The 15,522-nt window shown below is 72.9% G+C and carries 14 protein-coding genes; 10 read left to right on the top strand and 4 right to left on the bottom strand.

Translation table 11 applies throughout. From position 1 onward, the window contains the following. The first annotated feature begins 422 nt into the window (after positions 1–422). The 4 genes from K7G61_RS07315 to K7G61_RS07300 all read left to right on the top strand — a co-directional run bounded on the left by K7G61_RS07315 (position 423) and on the right by K7G61_RS07300 (position 3,848). Positions 423–953 (top strand): transglycosylase family protein, encoded by a 531-nt coding sequence (locus K7G61_RS07315; RefSeq protein ID WP_225845891.1) that lies wholly within the window; start codon positions 423–425, stop codon positions 951–953. Positions 954–1,182: 229 nt separating this feature from the next. Continuing rightward, a complete protein-coding gene (locus K7G61_RS07310; protein ID WP_308190599.1) occupies positions 1,183–2,037 on the top strand; it encodes a transglycosylase family protein in 855 nt (284 codons plus the stop codon). Positions 2,038–2,261: 224 nt separating this feature from the next. Beyond that, positions 2,262–3,542, top strand: coding sequence for a glycosyltransferase family 4 protein (locus K7G61_RS07305; RefSeq protein ID WP_225845833.1), 1,281 nt, complete (start codon positions 2,262–2,264; stop codon positions 3,540–3,542). An 87-nt stretch (positions 3,543–3,629) separates the two neighbouring features. After that, on the top strand, positions 3,630–3,848 hold the full coding sequence (locus K7G61_RS07300; RefSeq protein ID WP_225845832.1) for an I78 family peptidase inhibitor: 219 nt from the start codon (positions 3,630–3,632) through the stop codon (positions 3,846–3,848). Positions 3,849–3,913: 65 nt separating this feature from the next. Here K7G61_RS07300 and K7G61_RS07295 read toward each other — a convergent pair whose 3' ends face one another. Continuing rightward, positions 3,914–4,906, bottom strand: coding sequence for a phosphatase PAP2 family protein (locus tag K7G61_RS07295; protein WP_225845831.1), 993 nt, complete (start codon positions 4,904–4,906; stop codon positions 3,914–3,916). Between the two features lie 414 nt (positions 4,907–5,320). Between K7G61_RS07295 and K7G61_RS07290 the strand changes: the two genes are divergently transcribed. Together K7G61_RS07290 and K7G61_RS07285 are read left to right on the top strand one after the other, a co-directional pair. Beyond that, positions 5,321–6,910, top strand: a complete 1,590-nt coding sequence (locus K7G61_RS07290) for an MFS transporter (RefSeq protein ID WP_225845830.1) — start codon at positions 5,321–5,323, stop codon at positions 6,908–6,910. Between the two features lie 64 nt (positions 6,911–6,974). Further along, on the top strand, positions 6,975–8,165 hold the full coding sequence (locus tag K7G61_RS07285; RefSeq protein ID WP_225845829.1) for an acyl-CoA dehydrogenase family protein: 1,191 nt from the start codon (positions 6,975–6,977) through the stop codon (positions 8,163–8,165). 143 nt (positions 8,166–8,308) lie between these two features. Here the strand turns inward: K7G61_RS07285 and K7G61_RS07280 are convergent, their stop codons facing one another. Then, positions 8,309–8,758, bottom strand: coding sequence for a cell division protein SepF (locus tag K7G61_RS07280; RefSeq protein WP_225845828.1), 450 nt, complete (start codon positions 8,756–8,758; stop codon positions 8,309–8,311). A gap of 325 nt (positions 8,759–9,083) precedes the next feature. Between K7G61_RS07280 and K7G61_RS07275 the strand changes: the two genes are divergently transcribed. The 3 genes from K7G61_RS07275 (at position 9,084) to K7G61_RS07265 (ending at position 12,468) form a co-directional block, all read left to right on the top strand. Beyond that, positions 9,084–10,316, top strand: coding sequence for a DUF5685 family protein (locus K7G61_RS07275; RefSeq protein ID WP_225845827.1), 1,233 nt, complete (start codon positions 9,084–9,086; stop codon positions 10,314–10,316). Between the two features lie 298 nt (positions 10,317–10,614). Beyond that, complete coding sequence (locus K7G61_RS07270; RefSeq protein WP_225845826.1) at positions 10,615–11,385, top strand: DUF1684 domain-containing protein; 771 nt, start codon at positions 10,615–10,617, stop codon at positions 11,383–11,385. A 171-nt stretch (positions 11,386–11,556) separates the two neighbouring features. Continuing rightward, positions 11,557–12,468, top strand: coding sequence for a S1 family peptidase (locus K7G61_RS07265; protein ID WP_374204080.1), 912 nt, complete (start codon positions 11,557–11,559; stop codon positions 12,466–12,468). A gap of 315 nt (positions 12,469–12,783) precedes the next feature. Here K7G61_RS07265 and K7G61_RS07260 read toward each other — a convergent pair whose 3' ends face one another. Further along, positions 12,784–13,248: a PPOX class F420-dependent oxidoreductase gene (locus K7G61_RS07260; RefSeq protein ID WP_225845824.1), complete on the bottom strand. Its 465-nt coding sequence runs from the start codon at positions 13,246–13,248 to the stop codon at positions 12,784–12,786. A 202-nt stretch (positions 13,249–13,450) separates the two neighbouring features. Next, positions 13,451–13,963, bottom strand: a complete 513-nt coding sequence (locus K7G61_RS07255) for a helix-turn-helix domain-containing protein (protein ID WP_225845823.1) — start codon at positions 13,961–13,963, stop codon at positions 13,451–13,453. Between the two features lie 164 nt (positions 13,964–14,127). Here K7G61_RS07255 and K7G61_RS07250 point away from each other — a divergent pair, with 164 nt between their 5' ends. Further along, complete coding sequence (locus K7G61_RS07250) at positions 14,128–15,414, top strand: MFS transporter (protein ID WP_225845822.1); 1,287 nt, start codon at positions 14,128–14,130, stop codon at positions 15,412–15,414. Positions 15,415–15,522 lie beyond the last annotated feature (108 nt).

Genomic DNA, 15,522 nt, shown 5'->3' with positions numbered 1-15,522 from the left:
CACGGTTTGCGGGGGAGCCGGTCGCCCGGCGCCGTCGCCGTGCGTGAGATTCCCGGCGCGGCGCTCACGGTGCGTCGAACGAGCGTCCGGGAACGGCGATTTGCCGCTGTGAGGTGACTCACGATTTGCGCCCGTATTGCCCTGCTGGTGACGGTATGACGGCACGGAGACGCCCGCGCCACAGGCGGTGTTACCAGCGGTAATCCGCAACTGGCCTGCGGCGAAAAGGAATTGATTGCCCCAGGACCGCCGCGCTGCCTAGATTCGCCCGCCGTGTGCAGAGTGCACCGCCCGGGGTTCGGACGGGCGCCGCTCCAGTGGGGGAGCGGCGCCCGTTCCTGACGTACGAGGGGGGACCCCCGGGTTCGTGGAGAGGATTCCACGTGAGGCGCAAATACCGGCATACCGCGCTCGTCACCGGCATGGCCGCGCTGGCCCCGCTGACCGTACTGGCCGCCGCTGGCGGGGCCAGGGCCGCCGACAGCGGTGTGTGGGACCGCATCGCCCAGTGCGAGAGCGGCGGGAACTGGCACATCGACACCGGCAACGGCTACTACGGCGGCCTGCAGTTCTCCGCAGCCACATGGCGCTCCTACGGCGGCGGCCGTTACGCGCCCACCGCCGACCGCGCCGGCCGGGAGCAGCAGATCGCCATAGCGACAAAGGTGCAGCGCGCCGACGGCTGGGGCGCGTGGCCGGTGTGCGCCCGCAAGGCCGGCGCCTACGGGGCCGCGCCCGCCCCCGCCCGTTCCGGAACCGAGGCCGCGGCCCGGCGGACCACCGTGCGGCCCGCGGCGCCCCGCCGCACCACCCGCACCCGCGGTGCCACCTCTCGTACCGCCCTCGTGGCCAAAAGCCCCGCCCGTACCGCCTCCCGCGTGCCCCTGACCGGGGCGGTGCGGGGTGACGGCCTGGTCAACGCTCCCGCAGAGTCGGTCTGGTGGCCGCACTGAGACAGGGCGTGACTCGCGGCTGCCAGGTGCCCTCGCGCCCCTGACGGGCCGTTCGCTCCCCTTCGCGCCCCCTTCCCGTCTCCTTTTCGTCCCCTTCCCGTCCGCTTCTCATCCTCATCCCGTGCTTCCGCCCCGCCCGGGCCCGGTTGTGGTCCACCCGGGTGGGGCGGGCCGCGTCGCAGGACGTGTTGGCCCGGGGACGGGGTGGGGGGCTGCTTAGCGTGGCCCGATGATCGAACTGTCGAACAATCGCCAAGTCGCCGGCCGCACCGTCTCCGCTCTCGCCGCCTTCGGTGCCGCCGCGCTGCTGCCGTTCCTCGTCCAGCCCGCGCACGCGGCGGCGCGGCCACGCCAAGCCGCGGCGCCGCCTCTCCATGCCGTCGGGGCGGCCTCTGCCGTCACGAACGGCGCCCTCGGCGCCGTGACCACCGGCGCGCTGCCGGCGCCGGCCGCCGCGGCCGTCCCCGGCCTGGCAGGTGGCGACGCGCCTGCGGTGGCCGGCGCCGGGGTGCCGGACCTGGCCGGTGGTGCGCTGCCGACGGTCGTCGGTGGTGCCGTGGCCGACCTGGCGGCGGCAGGCGCGGCGGGCGGCGTCCTCGACTCGGCGGCCGGTGCCCCGCCGCGGGCGCTGGAGCGCCGCGAGGCCGTGTGGGACCAGCTGGCCCAGTGCGAGAGCAGCGGCGACTGGCACGTCAACTCCGGCAACGGCTTCTACGGCGGCCTGCAGTTCTACCAGGCAACCTGGGAGCAGTTCGGCGGCCGCAGATACGCGCCGCGCGCGGACCTGGCGACGCCCGAGGAGCAGGTCGCGGTCGCCCGGAACGTCCAGCGGGCCCAGGGCTGGCAGGCGTGGCCGTCCTGCTCGCGCAGACTCGGCCTCGCCGACGGCGCAGGTGCCGCGTCCGCCGCCGACGCCGGCGGGACCGGGTCCACGCACACCGTGAAGCCCGGTGAGTCGCTGTCCGGGATCGCGGCCTCGTACCACGTCCAGGGCGGCTGGCCGGCGCTCTACCGTGCCAACAAGGCCACGATCGGCCCCGATCCGGACAGCCTGGCGGTCGGCACGGTCCTCGCCATCCCCTGAACCTTTCACGTACCGCCTCCACGCGACCGGGACCGGTGACCGGAACCCGGTGACCGGGACGGCGGCCGATCCGGACCACTCCCGCCCGCCGGTCCCGGCCGCCGTTCCCGTCACCGGCATGACGCTCCGTGACCGTTCGAATGTTGCTAGGGTCTGCGCAAAGCCCGTCGGCCGGTGACGGCACGCGCGGGATCGGGGCCGGGCACTGGGACGAGTAGACGAGTATGCGCATCGCCTTTCTGATACACACCGCCTACGGCATCGGCGGCACCATCCGCACCACGTTCAATCTCGCGGAGCAGCTCGCCGACGACCACGAGGTGGAGATCGTGTCGGTGCTGCGCGAACGCGAGCGGCCGCGGTTCGCGCTCGACCCCCGGGTCCGGCTGCGCCCGCTGGCCGACCTGCGGCCGGACAGCCCGCACAGCGTCCGCGACGACCCGCGGCGCGGGCGCCCCTCCGCCGTCTTCCCCACGTCCGACCGCCGCCACCGCGAGTACAGCGCGCTCACCGACGACCTGATCGGCGAGTGCCTGGCCGGTCTCGACGCCGACGTGGTGGTCGGCACCCGGCCCGGCCTGAACGTGCACCTCGCCCGGCAGGCCCCGCGACGCCTGGTCCGGGTCGCCCAGGAGCACCTGACGCTGGACACCCACTCCACCAGGCTCGTGCTGGCCCTGCGCCGCCACTACCCGGGCCTGGACGCGGTGACCACCACCACGGAGGCCGACGCGGCCGTCTACCGCCGCAGAATGCCCGGCGTCAGGGTCGCCGCCGTGCCCAACAGCGTGCCCGCCGCGCGCGTCGCCCCCTCCGACTGCTCGGCACCCGTCGTGGTCGCCGCGGGCCGCCTCGCCGAGGCCAAGCGGTACGACGACCTGATCCGCGCGTTCGCCGTGGTCGGCGCGGCCCGCCCGGACTGGAGCCTGCGCCTGTACGGCAGCGGCCGCAAGCGCGCCGAACTGGAGGCCCTGATCGCGGAACTCGACGTCGGCAAGAACGTGACGCTCATGGGGGCGGTCTCCCCGATCGAGCCGGAACTCGCCAAAGCGTCGGTGCTGGCCGTCACCTCCACCATGGAGTCGTTCGGCATGACCATCGTCGAGGCCATGCGGGTCGGCCTGCCCGTGGTGGCCACCGACTGCCCGCTCGGCCCGCGTGAGATCGTCCGCGACGGCGTCACCGGCCTGCTCGTACCGCCCCGGGACGTCGACGCCATCGCCGCCGCCCTGCTCTCCCTCGCCGAGGACGACGAGCGCCGCGCCGCCATGGGCCGCGCCGCGCTGGAGGCCTCCGAACGTTACGACCCCGCCGTCATCGCCGACCACCATGTGGCCCTGTTCCAGGAGCTGCTGGACGCCCGCAAGCGCCCGGCCGCCAAGGCGCGTGCCACCGCCCGCGCCGGATTGGGCCGTGCGGTGGGCATCTTTCTCACGGCCGGGGACGTTCTGGGCGCCGCCGTACGAAAGGCCCGGCGGCGTTTCGGTAGGCCCAGCCGGGGGTAGCGGCGGGCATTGGGCGGGAGATGTGCGGGAGTTGTGTGCACAGCAAATTCAGTGCTCGCGGAGTAATCGCCGGAATACGGTGACGGTATGGCATCGCGATCCGACCTCCCCGGCGGCAATCCCCACGACGACCTGGACGCGTACCTCGGCCTGCCCCGCGACGAGGCCGAGCGGCGGGCCCGCGAGCACGGCTGGACCACGGTCCGCAGCCTGCCGCCGGGCGCGGTGGTCACCATGGAGTACGTCGTGGGCCGCCTGAACTTCACGGTCGACGGCGGCACGGTACGGCGCTGCTGGCTGGGCTGAGAGAAGCCGGGCCGCCACGCGCGGCCCCGGGTGCGGCGGTCGGCCGGTGCCCGGGGCCGCGGCGGTCAGCCGGCGATGCCCCGGCCGCGTACCTGCTGATGGACCAGCGGGGGCGGTGGGCGGAACTGGCGGTCCACCGGCGGGCGGCGGCTGCCGGCCGGGCTGGGCGGCGTGCGCTCGCCGCGGCCGGTGGGCGGGCGGCTCGGGGCGTGTGCGGCGTTGGCCACCGGCTGTGCGGCGACGTTCGCCGGCCCGCTCCCCACGACGGCCGGGGCCGCCGTGCCGAGGCTGCCCGCGCCCGCGGTCTCGCGGCCCGGCTCGTCCTCCTGCGGCGTGTCCCGCTGGGCGACCAGTGCGGGCGCGGGCAGCGGAACGAGTGCGGCCCGCGAGCGGCGCCGCTCGCGCAGCCGCTCCCACCCGGCGGTGATGAACTCCTCCGCGCGGGCCATGGCCGGCTCGAACCACGGCAGGGCGAGCAGGATCAGCAGTCCCGCGGCCCAGCCCAGCAGCACGTCGCTGACCCAGTGCGTACCGAGGTAGACGGTCGTCGCGCCGACCCCCAGCGCAAGGAAAGCGCTGACGACGGAGCCCAGCCGGCGGGCCCGCGGAGTTGTCGCCAGATATGCCAATACGCCCCAGGTCACCACCGCGTTGGCGGTATGTCCGGATGGAAATATATCTCCGCCTGCGAACATCTCCGCCGAGCCGACCTCGGTCGCGTAATGCGGACCGAGCCGGCCGAGGCCGTATTTCACGGCCCCCACGGTGATGTTCAGCAAGAGCAGCGAGGTGCCGAGCACCAGCAGCGGATGGAGTGTGCGATGACGCCACGCACGCCAGCCGAGCCAGGCGAGCACCATCACGGCGGTCGGACCGCGCTGGCCGAGAACCACGAAATAGTCCAGGAATGCGTGGATTTGCGGCCACTGCTTGTAGGGGCGCCAGAGCATGACCTGCCAGTCCAGCGTCACCAGTTTGGAGGTGGTGAGAACGCCCACGACGATGGCCACGTAGGCCGCCAGGGTCAAGCCGAAGAGCCAGACGCGGGTTCGGCTCATCCGCGGCACCTCGCGGACGGTCGGGCGCTCCGCCGTGCGGTGGAGACTCTCATCGGTACGCACTCAATCGACGTTACAGCGTGTGATGGCATAGTTCGGCCGAACGGGCTGCTTTGTAATGACGATGTGATGTGGAGCGCGTCTCACCACCCCTTTGGCGGGGGGTCTTTGGGACGAATGCGGGAGACGCTGAAGTTTATGTTCGGATGCTGATACCCGCGCCGCCCTCTTCTTATTTATCGCTTATTTCTTTGGCCTTTCCCCCTCGTTTCCCGCCCCGACCCCGCTCCGGCCCGGCTCCGGCCCCGCCTCCGCCGCGCCCCGGGCAGTGAGCCGGCCCGTGAGCTGGGCCACGTACGGGGAAGACGGTGTCGCGTACCCTGGCCACTTCGTACGTCGTGGGAGGTAGGGCCTATGGTGCGGCCGGCCGGCCGGTGGACGGTCCTCTTCGTGCTCTGTGTGAGCCTGCTGATCGTGGCGCTGGACGCCACCGTCCTCCACGTGGCGGTGCCCGCGCTCACCGAGGACCTGCGGCCGGGCGCGCAGGACCTGCTGTGGATCGTGGACGCCTATCCACTGACCGCCGCCGCCCTGCTGATCCTCTTCGGCACCCTCGGCGACCGCATCGGCCGCCGCCGGGTGCTGCTCATGGGCTACGCCCTGTTCGGGCTCGCCTCCGCGCTCTCCGCCTTCGCGCCCGGCCCCCACGTACTCATCGCGGCCCGCGCGCTGCTCGGGGCCGGCGGAGCCATGATCATGCCGGCCACGTTGTCGATCCTCCGTCAGGTTTTCCCCGACCGGCGGGAACGTGCGCTGGCGATCGGTCTGTGGAGCGCGGTCGCCGCCGTCGGGGCGGCGGTCGGCCCGGTACTGGGCGGTTTCCTCGTCGAGCACTTCTGGTGGGGCTCGGTCTTCCTGGTCAACGTGCCGCTGATGGCCGTCATGCTCCCGGTCGGCCGGCTGCTGCTGCCCGAGTCGCGCGGCGAGGAGGACGGGCCGTGGGACGTCCTCGGCGCCCTCACCGCCGCGCTCGGCCTGCTCGGGGTGGTGCTGGGCGTCAAGCGGCTCGGTGGTGGCGCCGGACCGGCCGACCTGTCGGTGTGCGTGCCGTTGCCGGCGGGTCTCGCGCTCCTCACGGCCTTCGTCCGCCGCCAGCGCCGCCGCAGCAACCCGCTGCTGGACATGCGCATGTTCGCCCGGGCCGCCTTCACCACCTCGGTCGGCTGCATCGTGCTGGCCATGCTCGCGCTGGTCGGACTCGAACTCATCGCCGTCCAGTACCTGCAACTGGTCCTCGGCCTGAGTCCCTTCAGCACCGGCCTGCGGCTGCTGCCGCTCACCTTCGCCGCCATGGCCGCGGGCCTGGCCGGCTCCCGCATGCTGCACCGCTTCGGCCCCCGCCGGACCGTCTCGGCGGGCTTCGCCCTCACCGCGCTGGCCGTTCTCGTGCTCACCGCCATGGGCCAGCACGACCGGCCCGTCCTGCTCACCGTCGCTTTCGTCCTGCTCGGCTTCGGGCTGGAGACCACGCTGTTCGGCGCGTACGAGTCGATGCTCAGCGAGGCCCCCGCCCACCAGGCGGGCGGCGCGGCCGCGATCGGCGAGACCTCGTACCAACTCGGTGCCGGCATGGGCATCGCACTGCTCGGCAGTGTGATGAACGCCGCCTACGGGCCGCACGCCGCCGGGGTGAGCTCCGCCGACACCGCGGCGGCCGGCCAGTCGCTGGGGGAGGCGTACGACGTCGCGGGCCGCATCGGCGGCGGTTCGGGGGCCGCCCTGCGGCACGCCGCCCGGCACTCCTTCGTCACGGGAATGCACCTGACGCTGCTGGTCAGCGCCGGCCTGCTGCTGCTCGGCGCGGGAGCGGCGCTGCGGCTTCCCCGGACGATGGACTGCGGCCCGGTCAGGGACGCCCGGCCGGCCGCGGTGGCCCGCCAGGCACAGACCCCCACCCGCGACACGCCCGCCGCGGCGGTACGGTCTGGACGCGCCGGGGCCTGAGCCGTAACGTCGGCGCCGAGCCGTCGACTACCACTGCTAGTTTTTTGGGCCGGAGGTCCCCGCCATGTCCGCACCCAAGGCCGCGCCGCCCTTCGACCCTCGTGACCCGCTGGGGCTGGACGACCTGCTCGGCCCCGAGGACCGGGCGATCCGCGAGACCGTCCGCGCCTGGGCCGCCGATCGGGTGCTGCCGAACGTGGCCGAGTGGTACGAACGCGGCGAACTCCCCGTGACCGAACTCGCCCGCGAACTCGGCTCCATCGGCGCCCTCGGCATGACGCTGACCGGTTACGGCTGCGCGGGCGCGAGCGCCGTCCAGTACGGCCTGGCCTGCCTGGAACTGGAGGCCGCGGACTCGGGGATCCGTTCCCTCGTCTCCGTCCAGGGCTCGCTCGCGATGTACGCGATCCACCGCTTCGGCTCACCGGAACAGAAGCAGCAATGGCTGCCCGCGATGGCGGCGGGCGAGGTCATCGGCTGCTTCGGCCTCACCGAGCCCGACCACGGCTCCGACCCGGCCGCGATGCGCACCCGCGCCGAACGCGACGGTTCCGACTGGGTCCTGTCCGGCCGCAAGATGTGGATCACCAACGGCTCGGTCGCCGGAGTCGCCGTCGTCTGGGCGCAGACGGAGGAGGGCATCCGCGGCTTCGTCGTCCCCACCGGCGTCCCCGGCTTCTCGGCTCCCGAGATCCGCCACAAGTGGAGTCTGCGCGCCTCGGTCACCAGCGAACTGGTCCTGGACGGCGTCCGTCTGCCCGCCGACGCCGTCCTCCCCGGCGTCACCGGCCTGCGCGGCCCGCTCGGCTGCCTCAGCCACGCACGCTACGGCATCGTGTGGGGCGCGATGGGCGCGGCCCGGTCCTGCTTCGAGGCGGCGCTGGAGTACGCGATCGGCAGGGAGCAGTTCGGCCGGCCGATCGGCGGCTTCCAGCTCACCCAGGCCAAACTCGCCGACATGGCGGTCGAACTGCACAAGGGGATCCTGCTCGCCCACCACCTCGGGCGGCGGATGGACGCCGGGACGCTGCGTCCGGAACAGGTCAGTTTCGGCAAGCTCAACAACGTGCGCGAGGCCATCGACATCTGCCGCACCGCACGCACCGTCCTGGGGGCCAACGGCATCTCCCTGGAGTACCCGGTGATGCGGCACGCGACCAACCTGGAGTCCGTGCTCACCTACGAGGGCACGGTCGAGATGCACCAGCTGGTGCTGGGCAAGGCACTCACCGGGCTCGACGCGTTCCGCGGGTGAGGCGGCCCCGCGGAACGCGAAGGAGCCCGGCGAACGGAGACGTCAGCCGGGTGCGCTGAGCGTGCGCGTGCCGACCGACCGCCTTCTGGGCGCTGGTCGAACTTCTCGGTTCTGGTCGAACCTCTCAGCTCTGGTCGAACCTCTCAGCTCTGGTTGAAGAAGCCGTCCCCGCCGCGGCGGGCGTCCGCGTTCATCACCGAGTAGTCGGCCGGGGTGAGGAGGAAGACGCGGGTGGCGACGCGCTCGATGGAGCCGCGCAGACCGAAGGTGAGGCCGGCCGCGAAGTCGACCACCCGCTTGGCGTCGCTCGGCTCCATGGAGGTCAGATTGACGATCACCGGCACGCCGTCGCGGAACAGCTCACCGATGCCGCGTGCGTCCCGGAAGCCGTCCGGTGTGACCGTGGCGATCCGGCGTCCCTGCTCCTCGGCGGCCTCGGTGGCCACCCGCACCCGCGGGTCCGTCACCCAGGTATCGGGACGCTGACGCTCGGAGCCATCGCCGTAGTCGGCGTACTCCTCGTCGTAGTAACCCTCGCCGCCGTTGTCGTCGACGAGGCCCAGCCAGGCACTCGCCCGTCGAACCGATCCCATGGACGCCTCCTCTCTCACACGCGGTCAGTACCGTCCGCTTGTCATATCGTCATCCATGAGATGGGGGGTGCGCCAAGCGGATAGCCGCCGCATGGGCGACTTGTGACGGTACTGGCACACAAGATAGTGGCGCAGCGTCAGCCGGACACAGAGGCAGGCAAGCTGACGATTCGATGGGAACGCCGGGCCACGTCCGGGTGAAAACCGCCGCCGTACGGCCGTACCGGACGTTCCAGGACGGCTCCGAACATCCCCCGATAGCATGACCCGGCGGCCGCGGCACCGGCAGCGGCCCAGGTCACGGCGTCAACGGGGGAGCAGCACCATGTTCGGGATCATCAGGCCGTGCCGGCACCGCATGTCCGAGGGGATGGCGGCCTCATGGGTCGCCCATCTGTGCGGCCTGTGTCTGGCGTTGCGCGATGGACACGGTCAGTTCGCGCGTGTCGCCACCAATTACGACGGGCTCGTCATCTCCGTCCTGGTCGAGGCGCAGTCCGCGCCCGCCCCCGACGGCCGTCGTACCGCGGGACCCTGTCCGCTGCGCGGCATGCGCACCGCCCCCGTCGCCACCGGTGAGGGAGCCCGGCTGGCCGCGGCCGTCTCCCTGGCCCTGGCTTCGGCGAAGGTACGCGACCACGTCGAGGACGGCGACGGCGTCTTCGGACGGCGGCCCGTCGCCGCGGTCGCCAGGGGCGTGGTGCGGCGCTGGGACACCGCAGGCGCGCGTACCGGCGGCTCGCTGGGCTTCGACACGGCCGTACTGCTCGACGCGGTCGGCCGTCAGGGCGCTGTCGAGGCGGCGGCCCGCCCGGGCACGCCCCTGCTCGCCGTCACCGAACCCACCGAGGCCGCCACCGCCGCCGCCTTCGGCCACACCGCCGTACTCGCCGGACGTCCCGGCAACAAGGCGGCGCTGGAGGAGGCCGGCCGCCTCTTCGGCCGGCTCGCCCACCTCCTCGACGCGGTCGAGGACTTGGCGGCCGACGCCCGGTCCGGCGCCTGGAACCCGCTCACCGCGACCGGCACCGGACTCCCCGAGGCGCGCCGGCTGTGCGACGACGCCGTGCACGGCGTCCACCTGGCCCTCAAGGACGTCGAGTTCACGGGCACGGCCTCGGGCAAGCTCGCCCACATGCTGCTGGTGCACGAGCTGCGGCGGTCCGTGGACCGGGCGTTCGGCGGGGGAACGTGCTCGCACCGGGCGCCGGGCGGCGACCACGGTGCCGCCGTCGCGTCGGACGGCAACCCGTACGGCGGCAGCCCCTACGGTCCAGGGAGCCCGTACGCGCCCGGAAACCCGTACGCGCCCGGCGGGCCCGGCGCCCCCGGCGGCTTCCCACCGCCCGAACCGCCGCGGCGCAGAGGGCCACTGGCCGGCTGCCTGGTATGGACCGGACTGTGCTGCACCTGCCAGTTGTGCTGCCGCGAGCACAATGACCCCTGGAGCGGGGAGCGCCGCGGCGGCTGGTGCCGCGACTGCGACCTGGATTGCGACTGCTGCGATTGCTGTGAATGCTGCGAGTGCCTTGAGTGCTGCGATTGCGGTGGCTGCTGAGAAGCGGCGCGGTGATGCGGGTGGCCCGAGGGAGGCACCGCGGGGGCGGCAGGACGTGCGGGTGCGACCCGCGGGAGGCGCGCACGCGGCGCCGGCGCGGCTCATGGGACCGGTGCGGCTTACGAAGCCGGCGCGGCGCACAGGACCAGGGGAGCGCACAGGACCGGGGGAGCGCCCGCAACCCGGCGTGGACGGTCTGGCGCGCACCGACGTCACTCGTCCGGTCGACCGGCCACCACGCTGTTCCGCTCCCCGCGGCGCCCGTACCTCCGGCACTCGTGTGAAAGGCTCCCTTCCCATGAGCACACACATACGTCCGACGGCGGAGGCCGACTGGCGGCAGTGGCGCGAGCGGCGCGCCGCGCACGTCTCCGCGCCGCACGGGCCGCTGGCCCTGACCGGCACCCACTGGCTGGACGCCCTGCCCGACGACGGTGTGATCCCCGGCCTGCCGGGCGTCTGGCGGCAGGAGGACGGCCGGATCGTGCACGAAGCCGACGGGGCGATCGCGGTCCTGGAGGCCGAGGGCCGCCCGCTGATCCTGCCCGGTGGCCGCAAGGTACTGGCGATCGTCCGCGAGGGGCTGCCGGCGGTGCGGGTCTGGGACCCCGAGTCCCCGGCCCGGCGGGCCTTCTCCGGGATCGATGCCTTCCCGTGGAATGCGCGCTGGACGGTGCCCGGTGTCTTCCACCCGTACGACGACGGCGGTCGCACGGTTCGCGTCCCCAACGCGGACGGCCGCGAACGGGGTCTGGGCCTGGGCGGCGAACTGTCCTTCACCCTCGACGGCCAGGAGCACCGGCTGTCGGTCACGGTCGAGGAGGACGGCCGGCTGTGGGCCGTGCTCGCCGACGCGACCAGCGGCAAGACCTCCTTCCGGTTCCGCTTCCTGTACACGCCGCCGCCCGCCGCGGACGGTTCGCTGACCGTGGACCTGAACCGTGCCCAACTGCCGCCCTGCGCCTTCGCCGACGCCTTCATCTGCCCGTTCCCGCCGCCTGGCAACACCCTGCCGTTCGCCCTGGAGGCGGGGGAGCGCGCGGTCGTCTCCCAGGGTCTCATCGGCTGAGACACCGTCATTTCACGCGCCCCGGAGGTCTCCCGACCGCCGGGGCGCCGCTGTGCGGCCGCGTTCCCGGCCGAAAGGCCCCCTTGTGTGTTTCCTGTGAGACCTGAATACTCCCCTGAGTACTTGTCAGGCGCATGATGCGTTCGGTTATCGGTGTTCGTCTGACAGTACATCGACAATCAACCTCCATCCCCACAGGAGGAACGTGTGAAGACCCCCCGCCGCATACGACTGGTCGCGGTCGCCGCGAGCCTGCTGGCTGCCACGGCGTTCGCCCTTCCTTCGGCCACCGCCGCCCCCTCGGAGTCGGCGTCCCCCGCCACCCTCGCCGCTCAGGTGGCCCAGGCCGGCAACGCCGTCAAGACCGCGGACATCGCGGGCACCGCCTGGTCCGTCGACCCGAGCAGCCACGTCCTGAACGTCAGCGTCGACAGCCGGGTCACCTCCGCCCAGCTCGCCCGACTGAAGAACGCGACCTCGAGCTACGGCAGCGCCGTGCACATCACCCGCGTCAAGGGCACCTTCAGCAAGCTGCTCTCGGGTGGCGATCCCATCTACACCGACCAGTGGCGCTGCTCTGTGGGCTTCAACGTCCGCAGCGGCAGCACCTACTACTTCCTCACCGCCGGCCACTGCACCCAGGGCTACCCGGACTACTACACCAGCTCGGGCACCTACATCGGTCCCACGGTCGGCACCAGCTTCCCCGGCAACGACTACGGCATCGTCCGCTACGACTCCTCCGTCGCCCACTCCGGGACGGTCGGCAGCCAGGACATCACCAGCGCGGCCAACGCCTACGTGGGAGAGCACGTCTCCCGTCGCGGCTCCACCACCGGCGTGCACACTGGCACCGTGCAGGCGCTCAACGCCACCGTCAACTACGGCAACGGCGAGGTCGTCTACGGCCTCATCCAGACCAACGTCTGCGCCGAGCCCGGCGACAGCGGCGGCTCCCTCTACGACGGCACCACAGCTCTCGGCCTGACCTCCGGCGGCAGCGGCGACTGCACGTCCGGCGGCACGACCTTCTTCCAGCCGGTCACCGAAGCGCTCAGCGCCTACGGGGTGAGCGTCTACTGACGGCTGGTCGTCGCCGACGGCTCACGGCCGACGGCTCACGGCCGACGGCTCACGGCCGACCAGTGCCCGCTGGTCGTCGCTGACCGCTGACCGCTGACCGCTGACCGCTGACCGCTGACCGCTGGCCGCTGACGGCCGGGTCGGGTGATCGCATGGCGTCCGACCGCCGACTGTCCGCTTCCTGCGCCCCCGCCGCCCCCGCGCGGCGGGGGCGCAGGGGGTCGGTAGCGGACACCGCGACAGGGCCCATCCGGCAGGCGGCGAGGCGGCTCCTTCCGGGGGAGCGGCCGAGGTGGCTCCTTCCTGCCACGGGCGTCAGGTCAGCGGGCCGCTCGTACGCCCCTGTGTACGGCCCCACCCGTACACGCGGTCCGCGCGCAGCCGAAGGACCAGCCGGCGGTCGGCGACCATCGCCGCCCGGTACTCGTCCCAGTCGGGGTGCTCGCCGGCGACCGCCCGGTAGACCTCTATCAGCTCCTCCACGGTCGCGTCGTGGGGATCGGCGGCCACCGGGGAGAGCTCGGCATCACCCTCGGCCACCAGGTAGGCGCCGAGGTCGGGCGTGGACACGTAGAAACTCGCCCGCGGGTCCCGGCGCAGGTTGCGGGTCTTGGCGCGGTCCTCGGTCACCGACACGCGGATGGTTCTCGTCGCGTCGTCGTAGGCGAACGACACGTTGGACAACTGCGGCCTGCCGTCCCTCTTCAAGGTGGCGAGCACTCCGGTCCTGTGCTCCTTCAGGAGGTTCAACAGAGGGCTGGTGGCGGGTGGCTGGCTCATGACTGCTCCGGATCTGAGGTCGTGACGGCTGCGGATGCGGCGATGAATCGCGCTGGTGTACGGATCAACGCGAACCCCCCGGCCGATGTTTCGGTCCCTCGTCTTCTTCACCCGGAAGAGTGGTGAGGCCCGCGTCGTCGGCCCCGGCGCCCGCGCCGCGCCGCGCCGAAACCCGGAACCCGGAACCCGGAACCCGGAACGGTCAAGCCTCCGGCTCTGCGAGGGGGAACGCCATCACCGTGGCCCCGACGCCGACCGTGCCGGGCGCGTGCGGGGTCCGCGCCGCCGCGTGCAACTCGTCGAAAAGCCCGGCCAGCCGTCGCCGGAAGTCCTCCCAGACCTCCGGCGCGACCCACAGTTCGGCGTCCGAGGTGACCCCTTCCGCGCCGTGGGCGCGGCGTCCCGCCCGTTCCCGCATGGTGTGCGACAGCGTTTCGGCGATCAGCGGCGCCGCCTCGTGCCGCTGGTCGGAGAGCGGGGACCCGTGCACCGCCCGGTAACGGCGTTCCCTGCCGCCGCGATTGGTCCGTACCTCTGCCAGCTCCACCAGGCCCACGGCGTCGAGACGTCGCAGGTGCTGGCTGGCCAGCGCGTGCGAGATGCCCAGTTCCCGGGCCAGCTCGGCGGCCGACAGCGGCGCGTTCCAGACCAGGGAGACCATGCGCAGCCGCATCGGATGGGCAAGGGCGCGCAGCAGGGGATCGGTCGCGGTCATGGCCCCATTAGACCGCGCCGCTCCTGCCGCACCCAGACCGTCTCCTCCCGTCCACGGGTCATCTCCGCCCGTCCGCCTCGTTCCGCCCGTCTCCGCCCCCACCCCCTCCGCCGCACCCACCGGCCCGTTGCCGCCGACAACTCCCAAGCAATATGTTGGGAGTCATGAGCGTGCGGGACGTGCTGAGCAACCGGACGACGGCCATCTACATGGGCGGTGTCCTGGTCTCGGGTTTCGGGGACTCGGCGATGCTGCTTGTCGCGGGGGTCTGGGTGAAGTCGCTCACCGGATCGAGCAGCCTGGCCGCCGCGGTGACCTTCTGCGTCTGGGCGCCCACCCTGGTCGGCCCCCTGCTGGGCACGGTCGCCGACAGAGTGCGCCGGAGGCCGTTGCTGATCCGGGTCAACGCTGTGCTCGGGGCCGTGCTCCCGCTGCTGCTCGCCGTTCGTGCCGGCCGGGACGTCTGGCTGCTCTTCCTCGTCCTGGTCGTGGTCGGCGCCGGTTCCGTGCTCTCCGACGCGGCCGAGGCGGGCATCGTGACCACCGCCGTCCCGGCCGACCTGCGCGGCGACTTCAACGGTCTGCGGATGACGGTCAACGAGGCCATGAAGCTGCTGGCCCCGCTCGCCGGTGCCGGACTGTTCCTGAGGTACGGCGGCGGGGCCGTCGCGATCCTGGACGCCGCCACCTTCGTCCTGGCCGCCTTCGCCTTCTCGGCCCTGCGGATCCGGGAGGTCCCCCCGGCCCCGTCCGCGGTCGGCTGGCGGGCGCAGACGTCCGAGGGGATACGGGTGCTGCGTGATCATCCACTGCTGCGTCGGCTGGTCGCGGCAGGCGCGGTGGCGATGCTGCTCTCCGGAATCAGCAGTTCCGCCATCTACGAGATGAACGACGCCGGACTGCACCGCCCGCCCGCGTTCGTGGCGGTGCTCTACGCGGTGCAAGGCAGTGGTTCGATCGTTGCCGGACTGGTCGCCGGCGCGGTCATGCGCCGCCTTCCCGAGCGTGCCTTCGCCGCCACCGGTCTGCTGCTGTTCACCACCGGCGCCGCCGTACGGGCCGCGCCCTCGCTCCCCGCGGTCCTGGCCGGGACGCTGGCCATCGGCGTGGGCCTGCCCTGGGTCGTCGTGGCCGCCTTCACCGCGGTCCAGCAGCACATACCGTCCGCACTGGTCGGCCGAGCGGCGGCCGCCGCCGGCACCGTGGTCTTCGGCCCCACCGCCCTGGCCGCTGCGATCGGGGCCGGGCTGGTCGCGCTCGTCGACTATCGCGCCCAGTTGGCCGGGGTCGGCGTCGCCGGCCTCCTGGCCGCGTGGCTCCTGCTGCTGCGTGACCCTGCGCCCGAAGCGGGCCCCGCCCGCCGATCGGGCTCCGCCGAGGAGGAGGGGGCTCGCCCGGTGGTGCCCGCGGACCACCGGCCGGACGTCGGTGACGCCGGCGGCCAGTGGTAGCGGTGGATTCCCGCGCCGCCGCCTTCGAACATCTCTGCCGGCCGTTCCGGGCGATGCCTGGACGCGATACCGGGTCGCCGCCTCCCGCGCCATGGGCTGCGGTCGGGC

Origin of the sequence: Streptomyces sp. HPF1205, from assembly GCF_020400825.1 — a bacterium.
Classification (GTDB): Bacteria; Actinomycetota; Actinomycetes; order Streptomycetales; family Streptomycetaceae; genus Actinacidiphila.
Note: the sequence above shows the minus strand (reverse complement) of the source record. Positions and strands in the feature narration are given on the sequence as shown.

Coding starts and splice junctions, on each gene's coding strand:
- K7G61_RS07285 (WP_225845829.1), top strand. CDS start 6,975: ATGTCCGCACCCAAGGCCGCGCCGCCCTTCGACCCTCGTGACCCGCTG.
- K7G61_RS07280 (WP_225845828.1), bottom strand. CDS start 8,758: ATGGGATCGGTTCGACGGGCGAGTGCCTGGCTGGGCCTCGTCGACGAC.
- K7G61_RS07295 (WP_225845831.1), bottom strand. CDS start 4,906: ATGAGCCGAACCCGCGTCTGGCTCTTCGGCTTGACCCTGGCGGCCTAC.
- K7G61_RS07300 (WP_225845832.1), top strand. CDS start 3,630: ATGGCATCGCGATCCGACCTCCCCGGCGGCAATCCCCACGACGACCTG.
- K7G61_RS07315 (WP_225845891.1), top strand. CDS start 423: ATGGCCGCGCTGGCCCCGCTGACCGTACTGGCCGCCGCTGGCGGGGCC.
- K7G61_RS07275 (WP_225845827.1), top strand. CDS start 9,084: ATGTTCGGGATCATCAGGCCGTGCCGGCACCGCATGTCCGAGGGGATG.
- K7G61_RS07305 (WP_225845833.1), top strand. CDS start 2,262: ATGCGCATCGCCTTTCTGATACACACCGCCTACGGCATCGGCGGCACC.
- K7G61_RS07255 (WP_225845823.1), bottom strand. CDS start 13,963: ATGACCGCGACCGATCCCCTGCTGCGCGCCCTTGCCCATCCGATGCGG.
- K7G61_RS07270 (WP_225845826.1), top strand. CDS start 10,615: ATGAGCACACACATACGTCCGACGGCGGAGGCCGACTGGCGGCAGTGG.
- K7G61_RS07260 (WP_225845824.1), bottom strand. CDS start 13,248: ATGAGCCAGCCACCCGCCACCAGCCCTCTGTTGAACCTCCTGAAGGAG.
- K7G61_RS07250 (WP_225845822.1), top strand. CDS start 14,128: ATGAGCGTGCGGGACGTGCTGAGCAACCGGACGACGGCCATCTACATG.
- K7G61_RS07290 (WP_225845830.1), top strand. CDS start 5,321: ATGGTGCGGCCGGCCGGCCGGTGGACGGTCCTCTTCGTGCTCTGTGTG.
- K7G61_RS07310 (WP_308190599.1), top strand. CDS start 1,183: ATGATCGAACTGTCGAACAATCGCCAAGTCGCCGGCCGCACCGTCTCC.